This window comes from Leifsonia sp. NPDC058292, from assembly GCF_042880955.1.
Taxonomy (GTDB): domain Bacteria; phylum Actinomycetota; class Actinomycetes; order Actinomycetales; family Microbacteriaceae; genus Leifsonia.
The window spans coordinates 17,010-30,715 of the sequence record NZ_JBHVYL010000025.1 but is presented as its reverse complement, the minus strand read 5'-3'; the positions used below and the strand labels follow the sequence as shown (position 1 = coordinate 30,715).

The 13,706-nt window shown below is 66.5% G+C and carries 15 protein-coding genes; 6 read left to right on the top strand and 9 right to left on the bottom strand.

Features of this window, described 5'->3' with window-relative positions:
* The first annotated feature begins 264 nt into the window (after positions 1 to 264).
* Positions 265 to 1,014 (top strand): DedA family protein, encoded by a 750-nt coding sequence (locus ACFVWR_RS13635; RefSeq protein ID WP_387212853.1) that lies wholly within the window; start codon positions 265 to 267, stop codon positions 1,012 to 1,014.
* 14 nt (positions 1,015 to 1,028) lie between these two features.
* On the opposite strand, the gene ACFVWR_RS13630 is transcribed toward ACFVWR_RS13635, so the two are convergent.
* From ACFVWR_RS13630 to murI, 4 genes are all read right to left on the bottom strand, one after another.
* A complete protein-coding gene (locus ACFVWR_RS13630; protein ID WP_387212850.1) occupies positions 1,029 to 1,934 on the bottom strand; it encodes a cation diffusion facilitator family transporter in 906 nt (301 codons plus the stop codon).
* 76 nt (positions 1,935 to 2,010) lie between these two features.
* Positions 2,011 to 2,616: an RdgB/HAM1 family non-canonical purine NTP pyrophosphatase gene (gene rdgB / locus ACFVWR_RS13625; RefSeq protein ID WP_387212847.1), complete on the bottom strand. Its 606-nt coding sequence runs from the start codon at positions 2,614 to 2,616 to the stop codon at positions 2,011 to 2,013.
* Positions 2,616 to 3,356: a ribonuclease PH gene (rph, locus tag ACFVWR_RS13620; protein WP_387212844.1), complete on the bottom strand. Its 741-nt coding sequence runs from the start codon at positions 3,354 to 3,356 to the stop codon at positions 2,616 to 2,618. Before rph ends, rdgB begins: the two co-directional genes overlap by 1 nt.
* A 43-nt stretch (positions 3,357 to 3,399) precedes the next feature.
* Positions 3,400 to 4,221 carry a glutamate racemase gene (murI, locus tag ACFVWR_RS13615; RefSeq protein WP_387212841.1) on the bottom strand — a complete coding sequence of 274 codons (822 nt, stop codon included), beginning with the start codon at positions 4,219 to 4,221 and terminating at the stop codon, positions 3,400 to 3,402.
* 80 nt (positions 4,222 to 4,301) lie between these two features.
* Here murI and ACFVWR_RS13610 point away from each other — a divergent pair, with 80 nt between their 5' ends.
* Positions 4,302 to 5,570 (top strand): nicotinate phosphoribosyltransferase, encoded by a 1,269-nt coding sequence (locus tag ACFVWR_RS13610; RefSeq protein ID WP_387212928.1) that lies wholly within the window; start codon positions 4,302 to 4,304, stop codon positions 5,568 to 5,570.
* A 7-nt stretch (positions 5,571 to 5,577) separates the two neighbouring features.
* Here ACFVWR_RS13610 and ACFVWR_RS13605 read toward each other — a convergent pair whose 3' ends face one another.
* From ACFVWR_RS13605 to ACFVWR_RS13590, 4 genes are all read right to left on the bottom strand, one after another.
* Positions 5,578 to 7,017: an amino acid permease gene (locus tag ACFVWR_RS13605; RefSeq protein WP_387212838.1), complete on the bottom strand. Its 1,440-nt coding sequence runs from the start codon at positions 7,015 to 7,017 to the stop codon at positions 5,578 to 5,580.
* A gap of 117 nt (positions 7,018 to 7,134) precedes the next feature.
* Positions 7,135 to 7,419, bottom strand: coding sequence for a DUF3039 domain-containing protein (locus ACFVWR_RS13600; protein ID WP_387212835.1), 285 nt, complete (start codon positions 7,417 to 7,419; stop codon positions 7,135 to 7,137).
* Positions 7,420 to 7,462: 43 nt separating this feature from the next.
* On the bottom strand, positions 7,463 to 9,040 hold the full coding sequence (locus tag ACFVWR_RS13595; RefSeq protein WP_387212832.1) for a hypothetical protein: 1,578 nt from the start codon (positions 9,038 to 9,040) through the stop codon (positions 7,463 to 7,465).
* On the bottom strand, positions 9,016 to 9,822 hold the full coding sequence (locus ACFVWR_RS13590) for an ABC transporter ATP-binding protein (RefSeq protein ID WP_387212925.1): 807 nt from the start codon (positions 9,820 to 9,822) through the stop codon (positions 9,016 to 9,018). The genes ACFVWR_RS13595 and ACFVWR_RS13590 overlap by 25 nt, the downstream gene beginning before the upstream one ends.
* Positions 9,823 to 10,479: 657 nt before the next feature.
* Between ACFVWR_RS13590 and ACFVWR_RS13585 the strand changes: the two genes are divergently transcribed.
* From ACFVWR_RS13585 to ACFVWR_RS13570, 4 genes are all read left to right on the top strand, one after another.
* Positions 10,480 to 11,172, top strand: a complete 693-nt coding sequence (locus ACFVWR_RS13585) for an NTP transferase domain-containing protein (RefSeq protein WP_387212829.1) — start codon at positions 10,480 to 10,482, stop codon at positions 11,170 to 11,172.
* A gap of 43 nt (positions 11,173 to 11,215) precedes the next feature.
* A complete protein-coding gene (locus tag ACFVWR_RS13580) occupies positions 11,216 to 12,034 on the top strand; it encodes an ABC transporter permease (RefSeq protein WP_387212826.1) in 819 nt (272 codons plus the stop codon).
* The gene (locus tag ACFVWR_RS13575; RefSeq protein WP_387212823.1) at positions 12,034 to 12,789 is read left to right on the top strand and encodes an ABC transporter ATP-binding protein; all 756 of its coding nucleotides are present in this window, start codon (positions 12,034 to 12,036) and stop codon (positions 12,787 to 12,789) included. The genes ACFVWR_RS13580 and ACFVWR_RS13575 overlap by 1 nt, the downstream gene beginning before the upstream one ends.
* Before the next feature lie 125 nt (positions 12,790 to 12,914).
* Positions 12,915 to 13,232 (top strand): hypothetical protein, encoded by a 318-nt coding sequence (locus tag ACFVWR_RS13570; protein WP_387212820.1) that lies wholly within the window; start codon positions 12,915 to 12,917, stop codon positions 13,230 to 13,232.
* 87 nt (positions 13,233 to 13,319) lie between these two features.
* Here the strand turns inward: ACFVWR_RS13570 and ACFVWR_RS13565 are convergent, their stop codons facing one another.
* Positions 13,320 to 13,616 (bottom strand): helix-turn-helix domain-containing protein, encoded by a 297-nt coding sequence (locus tag ACFVWR_RS13565; RefSeq protein WP_387212817.1) that lies wholly within the window; start codon positions 13,614 to 13,616, stop codon positions 13,320 to 13,322.
* Positions 13,617 to 13,706 lie beyond the last annotated feature (90 nt).

The window sequence follows — 13,706 nt, the reverse complement described above, 5'->3', positions numbered from 1 at the left end:
CCCGCACTTCGACTCCGAAGCTTCACGTCCCTTCTCCCGCACTTCGACTCCGAAGCTTCACGTCCCTTCTCCCGCACTTCGACTCCGAAGCTTCACGTCCCTTCTCCCGCACTTCGACTCCGAAGCTTCACGTCCCTTCTCCCGCACCAGAAGCGCAGTAGCACCAGAGGATGATCTTTCCCGGCGAGTGCACGATTCTTAGCGATTCCGCAGGGGCCGCTCGCTAAACTCGGGACATCCGCTCACCCGACTCCCTGGAGAATCTTGATTCATCACGCCGCCCTCATCCCGTGGCTCGACCCGCACGCCATCATCACCGGCGCGGGACCGTGGGCGCTGGTCGTGGTCTGCGCGATCGTGTTCGCCGAGACAGGACTCCTCGTCGGGTTCCTGCTCCCCGGCGACACCCTGCTCGTCATCTCCGGCCTGCTCACCCACACGTCGCTGGTGTTCGGCGTCGACGTCTGGTGGGTCGCCTTGGCGATCGCCTTCGCCGCCTTCCTGGGTGGTGAAGCGGGCTATCTCATCGGCCACAAACTCGGCCCGCGCGTCTTCGAACGCAAAGAGACCGGTCTCTTCAGCATGGAGAACGTCAACCGCACCAACAAGTTCTTCGAGCGGTTCGGTGCGCTCGCGGTCATCCTCGCGCGTTTCGTGCCCATCGTTCGAACGTTCGCCCCTGTCGCCGCGGGCGTCGGTCACATGAGCTACAAGAAGTACTCGCTCTACAACGCGGTGGGCGCGCTCATCTGGGGCGCCGGGCTCACCTACTTCGGCTTCCTCATCGGGTACATCCCGCCCGTCGCGAACTTCGTCGAGAAGTACATCGACGTCATCCTCATCGGCGCCGTGGTGGTCACGCTGGTGCCGACCCTGTTCCACTACTTCCAGTCGACGCACAAGGCCAAGAAAGCGGCCGCCGCCCGGGAAGCCGACCAGGCGAACGCAGACGCGGCGCACGACGACGCGGCGCTCGATCCCGCGGTCTTCGACAAGAAGCCCTCCGAGAGCTGATCGCGGCCGCGACCCTACTGGTGGAACTCGTCCTCGTGGGCGGCGTGCTCGGCAGGTTCCAGCTGGAACGTGGAATGCTCCACGTCGAAATGCTTCGACAGGCAGCCTGACAGCTCGTCGAGCAGGTCGCCGGTCTTCCCGGTGCGGAAGATCTCAGGCTCGACGACGACGTGCGCGGTGAACACCGGCGCCCCCGAGGTGATCGCCCAGACGTGCACGTCGTGCACGGCCACGACGCCCTTGGTGCCGCGGATGTGGTCCCTGATCTCGGCGACATCGGTGTCGGCGGGCGCCGCCTCGCTCAGCACGCGCACCACATCCCGCAACAGCACGTATGCACGCGGAACGATCAGGGCGGCGATCAGCAGCGAGGCGATCGCGTCGGCGGGGACGAAGCCCGTGACCATGATCACCACGGCGGCCACGATCACCGTCACCGATCCGATGAGGTCGCCCAGCACCTCGAGGTAGGCGCCACGCATGTTGATCGAGTGCTCGGCCGCCGGCCGCAGCAGAAGCAGCGCTCCCGCATTCGCCACCAGGCCGATCGCGGCGACGATGAGCATCGGGATGCTGTGCACCTCGCCCCCGCCGCCGCTCACGAGCCGCCCGATCGCCCCGACCGTGACACTGAGCGCGACGACGAGCAGGATCACACCGTTGATGAGCGCGCCGAACACTTCCGCGCGCTGGTAGCCGAACGTCTGGCGGTCGCTCGGCGGACGCGCTGCGACCACGGTCGCCATGAGCGCGATGATGAGCCCCGTGAGGTCGCTCAGCATGTGACCTGCGTCGGCGAGCAGCGACAACGAGCCGCTCAGCCACGCGCCCAGCACCTCGACGACCAGAACGGTCGCCACGATCCCGATCGCGATCAGGAGGCGGTTGCGGTTGGCGGCATGGCCGTGACTGTGACTCATCACCTCAACGGTAAGCACCGAGCGCCACGACCCGCCAGATCCGCGGGCTAGATGGGAATGAGTGCCGTTCTCATTCTCACGGCCGATCTCTCGTTCCGGCCAAGGCGGCGAGGGCGGGAACGGCCGCTGCGAAGGCACGGGCCCGATGGCTCTGGGCGTTCTTCACCTCGGGACCGAGCTCGGCCGCGGTCTGCTCGTAGCCTTCGGGGATGAAGATCGGGTCGTAGCCGTGCCCGTGCGCACCGCGCGCCTCGCGGGCGATGCGACCGGGCCAGGTTCCTTCGACCGTCGTCTCCTCACCCGACGGCGTCACCAGGGCGAGCGTCGCCGTGAAGTGCGCGCCGCGCGAGCCATCGGGCAGGTCGGCGAGCTGGTCGAGGAGCAGTCGCAGGTTCGCCTGGGCGTCACCGTGCACACCCGACCATCGCGCCGAGAAGATGCCCGGCGCACCGCCCATCGCGTCTACGCAGATGCCCGAATCGTCGGCGAGAGCCGGCAGACCGGTGTGCTGTGCCGCCGTTCGCGCCTTGATGAGCGCGTTCGCCTCGAAGCTGACGCCGTCTTCCACAGGCTCGGGCCCGTCGTAGGCCACGATCTCGAGGCCCGGCACCGCATCCCCGAGGATCTGCTGGAACTCGGCAGCCTTGTGCTGGTTGTGGGTGGCGAGCACGACGCGCACCATCAGCGGCCCTCCGCGAGCGCCTCGCCCTGGATGGCCTTCAGCGATTCGGCACCGCCGAGCGCGAGGTCGAGCAGAGAATCCAGTTCACGCCGATCGAACGGCGCGCCCTCCGCTGTTCCCTGCACCTCGACGAAGAGCCCGCGGCCGGTGACGACGACGTTCATGTCGGTCTCCGCGCGAACGTCCTCGACGTAGGCGAGGTCGAGCATCGGCGCTCCATCGATGATGCCCACCGAGACCGCCGACACGGAGTCGATGAGCGGTGTCGCGCGCTGGCCGATGAAACGGTGCTCCCGTCCCCACTCGAGGGCGTCGGCGAGAGCGACGTACGCTCCGGTGATCGCCGCGGTGCGGGTGCCGCCGTCGGCCTGCAGCACGTCGCAGTCGAGCACGATCGTGTTCTCGCCGAGCGCCTTCATGTCGACGACCGCACGCAGGCTGCGACCGATCAGCCGGCTGATCTCGTGGGTGCGGCCACCGATCTTGCCCTTCACCGACTCACGGTCCATGCGGCTGTTCGTCGACCGCGGGAGCATCGAGTACTCGGCCGTGACCCAGCCCTTGCCCTTGCCCGCCATCCAGCGCGGCACGCCGTTCGTGAACGACGCCGTGCAGAGCACCCGCGTGTTGCCGAACGAGATCAGCGCCGAGCCTTCCGCCTGTTTGCTCCACCCGCGCTCGATGGTGACCTCGCGCAGTTGGTCGGGGGTGCGCCCATCGGCGCGGGTGATGTCGGTCACGGAGTTTCTCCTGTCGTGGGGTGGTTCACTGCCGCGGGCCGGCTCACGGTCGCGGGATGTCGATGACGCCGGTCTGCACGAGGTCGACACTCGACACCTCAGGACCGATGAAGCGGTGCGCCAGCCGCAGAAAGTCTCCGGCGTCGTCGCCGGTGGCCTCGTAATGGATGGTGGGCGGGGCGGATGCGGTGCGCTCCAGACCCTGACCGACGAGTGTGCGGTACACGTCTTTGGCCGTCTCCGTGTCGCTCGAGACGAGCGAGACGCCCTCGCCCATCACATACGAGATGGCCCCCTTCAGAAACGGGTAGTGAGTGCAGCCGAGCACGAGGGTGTCGATGTCGGCGTCGCGCAGCGGCTGCAGATAGTCGGTCGTCACGCGCAGCACCTCGTCGCCACTCGTCACCCCGGCTTCGACGAATTCGACGAATCGGGGGCAGGCCTGCGTGAACAGACGGAGGTCGGGGGCTGCGGCGAACGCGTCCTCATAGGCGCGCGAGTTGATGGTGCCGAGCGTTCCGATCACCCCCACCCGGTTCGTGCGCGTCGCGGCGACGGCACGGCGGACCGCCGGCTGGATGACCTCGATCACGGGCACCGTATAGCGTTCGCGAGCATCCCGGAGCATCGCCGAAGAAGCGGTGTTGCACGCGATCACCAGCAGTTTGACGCCCTGCTCGACGAGGAGGTCGAGCACGTCGAGGGAGTACCGGCGCACATCGGCGATGGGCTTCGGTCCGTACGGCGAGTGCGCAGTGTCTCCGACGTACAGGATCGACTCGTTGGGGAGCTGATCGCGGATGGCGCGCGCCACGGTGAGCCCACCGACTCCCGAGTCGAAAATCCCAATCGGTGCATCGGTCACAAGAAGCCACATTACCGCGCCGCTAGGCTGAACCCGTGACCGGCTCATCCGCGCTCCTGACCGACCGCTACGAACTCACGATGATCGACGCAGCCTTGCTGAAAGGCACGCACGACAGGGAGTGCGTCTTCGAAGCGTTCACCCGCCGCCTGCCCGCGGGAAGGCGCTACGGCGTTCTCGCCGGAACGGGCCGGCTGCTCGACCTGATCGACCAGTTCCGTTTCGGTGACGCCGAACTCGAGTGGCTCCGCGAGCACGAGGTGGTGCGGGATGCGACCCTCGACTGGCTCGCCGACTACCGGTTCACCGGCTCCATCCGCGGCTATCACGAGGGCGAGGTCTTCTTCCCCAATTCGCCGTTCCTGATCGTCGACGCCCCGTTCGCCGAAGGGGTCATCCTCGAGACCCTCATCCTCAGTGTCTTCAACTACGACTCCGCCGTCGCGAGCGCAGCGGCGCGCATGGTCACGGCGGCGGGCGGGCGGCCCGTCGCCGAGATGGGCTCCCGGCGGGCCAACGAGCGGTCGGCCGTCGCGGCGGCCCGTGCGGCGTTCATCGCGGGATTCTCCGCGACCTCGAACCTGGAGGCCGGCCGCAGCTGGGGTGTTCCGACCATGGGCACCGCCGCTCACGCCTTCACTCTGCTGCACGACAGCGAAGAGGACGCGTTCCGAGCCCAGGTCGACGCCCTCGGCCCGGGCACGACCTTGCTGGTCGACACCTTCGACGTGGAGAACGCGATCGACCTCGCTGTGAAGGTTGCGGGCCCCGAGCTGGGCGCCGTTCGCCTCGACTCCGGCGACCTGCCGAACCTCGTGCGTCGCGTTCGGGATCAGCTCGACGGTCTCGGAGCGACGAAGACCAAGATCACGGTCACGAACGACCTCGACGAGTTCACCATCGCGGCGCTGTCCGCGTCACCGGTCGACTCGTACGGCGTCGGCACCTCCGTGGTCACCGGCTCGGGATACCCGGCGTCGGGCATGGTCTACAAGCTCGTCGCGCACCGCAGCCACGACGGGGACGGCGAGTGGATCTCGGTCGCCAAGAAGTCCGACGGCAAGGCCACTGTCGGCGGCCGGAAGCACCCCATCCGTCGTCACGACGCCAACGGGCGCGCCATCGCCGAAGCGATCCACATCGTCGAAGACGACGCGAGGCCGGATGACACCGGCCGCGACCTGCTCGTGCCGCTCATCACCGACGGCGTGGTACACCAGGAGCATCTCGGAGCCGCAGGCACGGCAGCGGCCCGAGCTCACCGCGAGAAGGCCATGTCGGAGCTCCCCGACCAAGCGTTCCGGGTCAGCCGTGGCGACCCGGTGCTGCCGACGATCTATATCCCGTAGCCGCGCATCAGTCGCCGCGCGTGCGCGGCCGATCGGGGTTCAGCAGCGAATGGTGCCTGCTGTAGGCGAAGTAGATGATCAGGCCGACGACGAGCCAGACGGCGAAGCGCAGCCAGGTCTCCCAGTGCAGCTGCGTGATGAGGAAGAGCGAAGCCAGAACGCCGAAGGCGGGAACGACGGGCATCCACGGCAGCCGAAAGCTCCTCTCGGCCGACGGCTTGGTGTAGCGGAACACGATCACCGAGATGCAGACCACGACGAAAGCCGCAAGGATGCCGATGTTCGTCAGATCGGCCACGGCTCTGATCGGAAGCACGCCGGCGAGAACCGCCGAAGCCGTGCCCGCGATCCAGGTCACCCGTTGCGGCACGCCTCGACGGTCAACGCGAGAGAACCATTTCGGCAGCAGTCCGTCCCTGCTCATCGAGAACCACACGCGGGTCACGCCGAGCAGGAACGTGAGCATGACGGTGAAGATCGAGAGAACGGCGAAGACCGAGATGATGGTCGCCACCACGGGCAGACCGACCCCGGTGAACGCCGAGGCGAACCCGGCCTTCGGGTCGATGTCGGTGTAGTTCTGCATCCCGGTGAGCACCAGTGTCGCGGCGACATAGAGCAGCATGGCGATGATCAGCGAAAGAATGATCGCCTTCGGCATGTGCTTCTTGCCGTCTTTCGCCTCCTCGGCGGCGGTGCTCATCGCGTCGTACCCGAACACCGCGAAGAAGACGGTGGCGGCTCCCGTGACCACGGGGCCGAAGCCGCTCGGCATGAAGGGGTTGTAGTTCTCGGTGTCGATGTAGAAGATGCCCAGCCCCACGATGAACAGGATCAGCAGGATCTTGATCGCGACGGCGACCAGCTCGAATCGGCCGAACGCCTGCGAGCCACGGCTCAGGAGCCACGTGACGAGAACGCAGATGAGGATCGCCGGGAGATTGACGATGCCTCCGGTCCCCTCGTCGGCCGTCGATGTCATCCACGCGGGCAGATGAACGCCGAACCCGGACAGAAACGCATCGACATACCCGGAGATGCCGATGGCGACGACGGCGACGATGGCGATGTACTCGAGGAGGAGGTCCCATCCGATGAACCAGCCCGTGATCTCACCCAGAGCCACGTAGCCGTACGTATAGGCGGAGCCGGCGCGCGGGATCATCCCGGCGAACTCCGCGTACGACAGGGCTGCGGCCGCGGAGGCGAGGCCCGCGATCAGAAAGGAGATCAGCACAGCCGGTCCGACGCCCGGGTTGTTCGGATCACCGTGGGCGACCAGCCCAGCCAGCGAGAAGATTCCGACTCCGACGATCCCGCCGACGCCGATCGCTGTCAGCTGCCAGAGGCCGAGGCTCTTCAAGAGCCCGCTCGAGCGACTCTCGTCCTCCATGTCGTCGATCGACTTGCGTCGAAAGACGGATCGCATCGAAGCATCTCCGGCCATGGGAACTCCTTCGTTCAGGGCGTCGAACTCACCCAATTCTGGTGGGTGGGGTCGGCGACGTAAAGTCAAAGATCCAGAATGGTACCGTTCAGCTGCACCGCACCTTCGGGTCGGTGTCTACTCGTCGCGCAGCTTCTCGTAGATCTCTTTGCAGGAGGGGCAGACCGGGAACTTCTCCGGATCGCGGCCGGGAGTCCACATCTTGCCGCACAGCGCCTTCACCGGCTTGCCCGTCATCGCGGACTCGAGGATCTGCTCCTTCTTCACATAGTGCGAGAAGCGTTCGTGATCGCCCGGATCGACGTTCTGGTTCTGCAGCAGCTCTTCGAGCTCGCGATCGAGGGTCGCCGTGCCGCCGCCGTCGGGGATGCCGCCAGGCTCGGAAATGCTCGCGTCGTACATCCTTCAAGTCTAGGTCGCTTGGGCGCTGTTCGCGTCGGCGGCCTCAGTCGTTGCGGTTGGCGAAGAACATCAGCTCGGGGCCTCGCTTGTCGAAGGCTCGCGCGCCGAGGGCGAGGCCACCGAACAGCGAACCGAAACCGATCACGACCGCTGCGATCGGCGCGACACCCAGCCACACCGGCGCAACGGTGAGGCCCAGCACCAGGAACACGATGATCGGGGATGCGAGCAGCACGATGGCGAAGAAGCTCAGCGCCTGCACGAGGGCGGCCGACGCCCCGGAGGTCTGCGGTTGCGAGAACGCGCTGTCGCCGGGCTTGGTCGCAGGGTACGGGAAGAGCGCCGACGCCAGACTCGACAGTCCGAGCCCGATGATCAGGATCGCTCCGGAGAGTCCGGCGACCGCCGGCAGAATCGCCCAGTCGCCGAACACCGCGGCGGTGATGATCGACCCGATCGCCACCACGGGGATCCCGATCAGGATGGGCGGGAACATCCGGCCGACCCGGTCGGCGATCCCCCGCGTGCCGGACACGAGGTGCAGCCAGATCGCGGTGTTGTCGTACGCGACGTCGTTGTGGATGGCCCAGCCGAGGAACAGGCAGACGAGCGGCAACGGCACGAGCGACGCGTAGTGCGCGGGGATCCCGCCGAGGGTCAGAGCCACGATGACGGCGGCCGGCACCAGCGGGATGAGGATGAGCGACACCCAGTAGCGCGGGTCGCGCTGCCAGTAGGTCATCGAGCGTGCCGCGATCGCCGCGGTCGGGCCTCCGCGCAGTCGGGAGAACCAGCCGAGCCCGACATACGATTTCGCCTCAGCCTCGCGCGAGGGCGTGACGAGCATCTTCGACACGAGCGCCGTCCAGGCCAGCCAGAGGAGACCGACCGTGGCGAGCGCGATCAGCAGCTGCGCGAGGGCGATGCCCCACGCGCCCTGTGCGGCCTCACCGGGGACCGACCACGCGGCGCCGAGCGGCGTCCAGGAGAGCCAGGAGGCGAATGCGTCGAGCGTGCCGAGCCCGTCACGGCCCCAGTCGACCGTGACCAGCAGAACGACGACGGGCGCGATCAGCACGACGATCAGAATGCCGATGACCCCGCCGAACTCTCGCGAGCGCCGTGTGGCGAGGAGGAAGGACGCGACCGACGTCGTCACTCGCGAGGCGAGCACGCAGGTCGCGACGATCAGAGCCGCCGAGATCACGGCCAGCAGGATCGTTCCGGGATCACGCGACCAGGTGACCACCGTGGCCGCGGAACAGACGATGAGCACGAGCGACGGGATGCCGATGAGCGCGGCCAGCGCGAGCCCGGTCGACAGCTGCCTGTCCGGCATGCCGTAGAGCGAGAACTTGCGCGGGTCGAGCGTGTCGTCCACGCCGAAGATCAAGGGCAGGAGAACGAAACCGGCCACGACGATCGATCCGACGACCACCATGACGCTGTGCAGCGACTCCACGTCGGGGAGCAAGCGGGCGGCCACCAGCGCGCCGACGGCGACGACCGTGACCGCCAAGCCGTAGAGCAGACCCACCACGAGGCCGAACACCTGCCACGGGCTCCGCCGGAAGGCGTTGCCCATCAGCCGGAGCTTCAGTCCGAGAAACTGTGCAACCACTCCATGCCTTCCGCAGCCTTGCGTCCACCAGCCAGCTCGACGAACCGCTCCTCCAGCGTCTGCTCGCCCCGAACCTCGTCGATGGTGCCCGCAGCGAGCACCTGACCGCGCACGATGATCGCGACACTGTCGCAGACGCGCTGGATGAGGTCCATACCGTGACTCGAGAGCACGACCGTGCCGCCGGCCGCGACATAGCGCTGCAGGATGTCGATGACGTTCGCCGCCGACACCGGGTCCACCGATTCGAACGGCTCATCGAGCACGAGCAGCCGCGGAGAGTGGATCATCGCGGCGGCGAGCGCGATCTTCTTGGTCATGCCGGCCGAGTAGTCGGCGACGAGTCTGTCGAGCGCGTCTTCGATACCGAAGGCACGGGCGAGATCGGCCGAGCGTGCACGAACGGTCGTTGCGCTGAGACCCCGGAGTGACCCCGCATAGTGCAACAGCTGGGCGCCGGTGAGTCGGTCGAACAGCCGGAGCTTGTCGGGGAGCACGCCGATGGTGCGCTTGGCCTTCACGGGGTCGCGCCACACGTCGACGCCGTGCACCACCACCCGCCCCGCATCCGGGCGCAGCAGCCCTGTCACCATGGAGAGGGTCGTGGTCTTGCCCGCGCCGTTCGGGCCGACGATGCCGTACAGCGAGCCTTCGGCGACGTCGAGGGAGACCCCGTCGACGGCGACGGTCTCGCCGAATCGCTTGTGGAGTCCCGACAGCGACAGCACGCTCGGTTTCGGCGGTGCGGCAGGCGCCACGCGCTCTGCCGTCGTCACCGTCAGCGGTTCGGCGGCGGATGCGGCTGACGCCTTCTCGTCTGGTGACGCCGCCTTCTGGGTGCGGCCGGCGGGCTTCGTCGTGCGGGGCGCGCCTGACTTGGCGGCTGTCTTCGACGCGCTCGCGCGCGGTGTGCGGGGCGAGGCGCTCGTCGTGGTCGGCGTGGCCGCTGCGGCGGCAGTCTTCGCCGTTCCGGCCGCGGGGCGCCGCCGGGGCGCGCGCGCAGGCGCTTTCTGAGGTGTCGGCTCTCCGCCGCCGGTCTCCGATGTCATGCTCTCCCCCGTCGTCTCCCCCGTGCGCTCTCCTGCGGGCTCGGCCGTCGCCGCCTGGTCGGGCGTCCTCTCGGACTTCGGACCTTCGTCTGACGCGCGCTCGAAACTCACCCCGCTAACGTACCAAGCCCCCCGCGGCTACGGATACTCAGGGCGGCATCCGCGGTAACTCGCGCCTAGGAAAGTCCTGTGAGGAACATAACGACCCCACAACGACCCAGGTCAACCCCTGCCCCTCGAAAGGGTGCGCCGGTAGTCTGGCGGAGGCATAAAGGGGTGTCGATACCCGTAAGTGCGGGTGAACTCTGGACGAACGCTCTTCCAGATCCGACCGGAACGGTGGCACTGAGCCCATCGAGCCGTATCCGCACGGAACCCAAGGAGACAATTGTGACGACCCAGGTAGTGATTCTGGCAGCCGGCATGGGCAGCCGTCTCGGACGAAGCCTTCCCAAGCCGCTGACCGAGCTGAACGACGGCCGCACGATCATGCAGCAGCAGTTCGACAACATCCACGCGGCATTCGGCAAAGACGCCAAGGTCACGATCGTGGTCGGCTACAAGCTCGAGCACATCATCGAGGCCTTCCCCGACGCATCCTTCGTCTACAACGAGCAGTACGACCAGACGAACACGTCGAAGAGCCTGATGCGCGCTCTGCAGGCCTCGGGCAACGGTGGCGTGCTCTGGATGAACGGCGACGTCGTCTTCGACCCTGCCGTTCTCGTTCGCGCTGCCGCAACGGTGAACCGCGACCAGACCTTCGTGACCGTCAACACCTCGTCGGTCGCCGACGAGGAGGTCAAGTACACGACCGGTTCGGAAGGCTTCATCAAGGAGCTCTCGAAGACGGTCAAGAACGGTCTCGGTGAGGCCGTGGGCATCAACTACATCTCCAGCACCGACAAGCCCGCTCTGCTGCGCCAGCTGCAGCGCGTGGCCGACCAGGACTACTTCGAGCGAGGCATCGAACTCGCCATCGAGCAGGACGCCATGCTGGTGGAGCCGATCGACATCTCCGACCTCTACGCTGTCGAGGTCGACTTCGCGGAGGACCTCGAGCGCGCGAATCTTTTCGTATAGTCGAATGAGCCGCGTCGGCTAGGCGCGGCTGTCGATCAATACGATGGGTTCCGTGACCAGAACATTCTCCGAGGTGCGTCCCGGCCAGCGAACGAAGCTGGCGCGGTACCGGCACTCCCTCTGGTTGCTCACGAAGCGCGACCTGCGTGTGCGCTATTCGACGAGTGCGCTCGGATACCTGTGGTCGATCCTCGACCCGCTCGTGATGAGCGGCATCTACTGGCTCGTCTTCACGCAGATCTTCAAACGCGAGGTCGGCGAAGACCCCTACATCGTCTTCCTGCTGTCGGCGCTGCTGCCGTGGATGTGGTTCAACGGTGTCGTCTCCGACTCCACCCGGGCATTCCTGCGCGAGTCGAAGCTCATCCGTTCGACCATGATCCCGCGCACGATCTGGGTCAATCGCATCGTGGCCTCCAAGGGGATCGAGTTTCTGCTCTCGCTGCCCGTGCTCGTGATCTTCGCCATCTTCAGCGGCGCGAAGGTGAACATCGACATCGTGTTCTTCCCGCTCGCGGTGATCATCCAGACGGTGCTGCTGGTCGGCATCGGTCTCATCGTGGCACCCCTCGTCGTGTTCTTCCGCGACCTCGAGCGGGCGGTGAAGCTCTTCCTGAGGTTCCTCTTCTATGCCTCTCCCGTGATCTACAGCGCACGGAACCTCGAGCACCTGCACGTGCTGAAAGACCTGGCGGCCTTCAACCCGCTGACCGGTCTGTTCAGCCTGTACCGGGCCACGTTCTTCGCCCAGGAATTGGACTGGTATCTCGTCTCGACCAGTGCCATCGTCTCCGTGATCCTGCTGGTGATCGGGCTTCTCGTCTTCCGGCGCTGCGAAGCCGCCGTGCTGAAGGAGATCTGATGTCGTCGACCGTCGTCACCACGACTCCCGTGATCGCCGCGAGCGGGGTCGGCATCCGCTTCCGGCGAAACCGAGGCGGTCGCCGGCTGTTCAAAGACCTCTTCTCCTCACGCCAGCGCCGTTCGCGCCCCGGCGACTTCTGGGCGCTCCGCGACGTGAGCTTCGACGTGCAGCGCGGAGAGTCGATCGGTGTCGTCGGTCGCAACGGGCAGGGCAAGTCGACGCTGCTGAAGCTCGTGGCGGGTGTGATGCTGGCCGACGAGGGCACCGTGAAGGTCGCAGACGGCGTCGCACCCCTGATCGAGATCACCGGTGGGTTCGTGGATGACCTCACCGTGCGCGACAATGTGTATCTCACTGCCGGACTGCACGGGATGTCGAAGGCTCAGATCGACGAGCGGTTCGAGAGCATCATCGGCTTCGCGGAGATCGAAGACTTCATCGACACTCCGTACAAGCACCTCTCGAGCGGTATGAAGGTTCGCATCGCCTTCTCGGTGATCTCTCAACTCGAGGAGCCGATCATCCTGGTCGACGAGGTGCTCGCGGTGGGCGACCGCGGCTTCCGCGAGAAATGCTACCGGCGCATCGAGGAGATGCTCGAAGGCGGCCGAACGCTGTTCTTCGTCTCCCACAACGAGCGAGATCTGCGGCGTTTCTGCACGCGCGGCCTCTATCTCGACAAGGGCCGGCTCGTGCTCGACGGCCCTATCGACACCGTGCTCGACCTGTACAACCGCGACTACGGGGCCTGATTCGGCGCCGGCTCGCTCCCTCGCTCTCCTCCACAGGAGACTGACTTTTCGGGTTGTCCACGGGAGAAGCGCTTTCCGGTGGAATCGGGCGGTGGAGCGTCGGATGTGGTGGTTAGTTTCGAGGCATGGTTCGTAGTCGAGTTCTTCGTGGTCCATTGTCCATCGGCCGTCAGCGGCCCCTTGCCCATCGCGTTCCGTGGCGCGTCGATCGGAGCGCCCCGCCGGTCTACCGCCTGGTCAACGAGAGCGACGATGTTCTCCGTGGCGTGACGGTCTCCGTCTCCGGCCGTGCGCGGCTGAGCGTGAGCGCGCCCGCCGCCATCGAGCCGGGCGACGCCGTCGCCGCCACCGTGACCGGAACGGAGCTGGAACGGGACACGGTGCTGGTGGTGCGCTGGTTCCTGCCCGACGGTGACGAATACCTGTGGCACGTCAGCTTCTGAGCGGTGCGATGGATGCGCCCGGGCCGGTGTGTGAGCGCCGGCCCGGGGCCGTCTCCTCGACCCCTCGGGGCTCCCGGGCTCGCCGCGCTAGCGGTCTCCGCGTTCTCGCATGAATTCTGCTGCGGAGAGCACGCGCACGTTCGCGGGAAGCTCGTCGCCGCCGATGCCGGCGACCAGGAGCGCCGGATCGACACCCAGAACGCTCGCGATGCGAACGATGGTGTGGAGGCTGGGATTCGCGGTTCCACGCTCGATCTTGCCGAGATTGGTCACGTGCATCTGAGCCAGATCGGCGATGCTCTCCTGACTCAGTCCGAGCGAGGAACGGGCGGTTCGGATTCGTTCTCCGAGAATAGACGCGGCCTGGGAGTGTGGTTCAGCCATACAACATAACTACTGGTATGAACCCTTCTTTATCCAGAGCCGTGGTGCCTCAATCGTCGACCCTTGAGGCCCACAATACCCATAATGCAA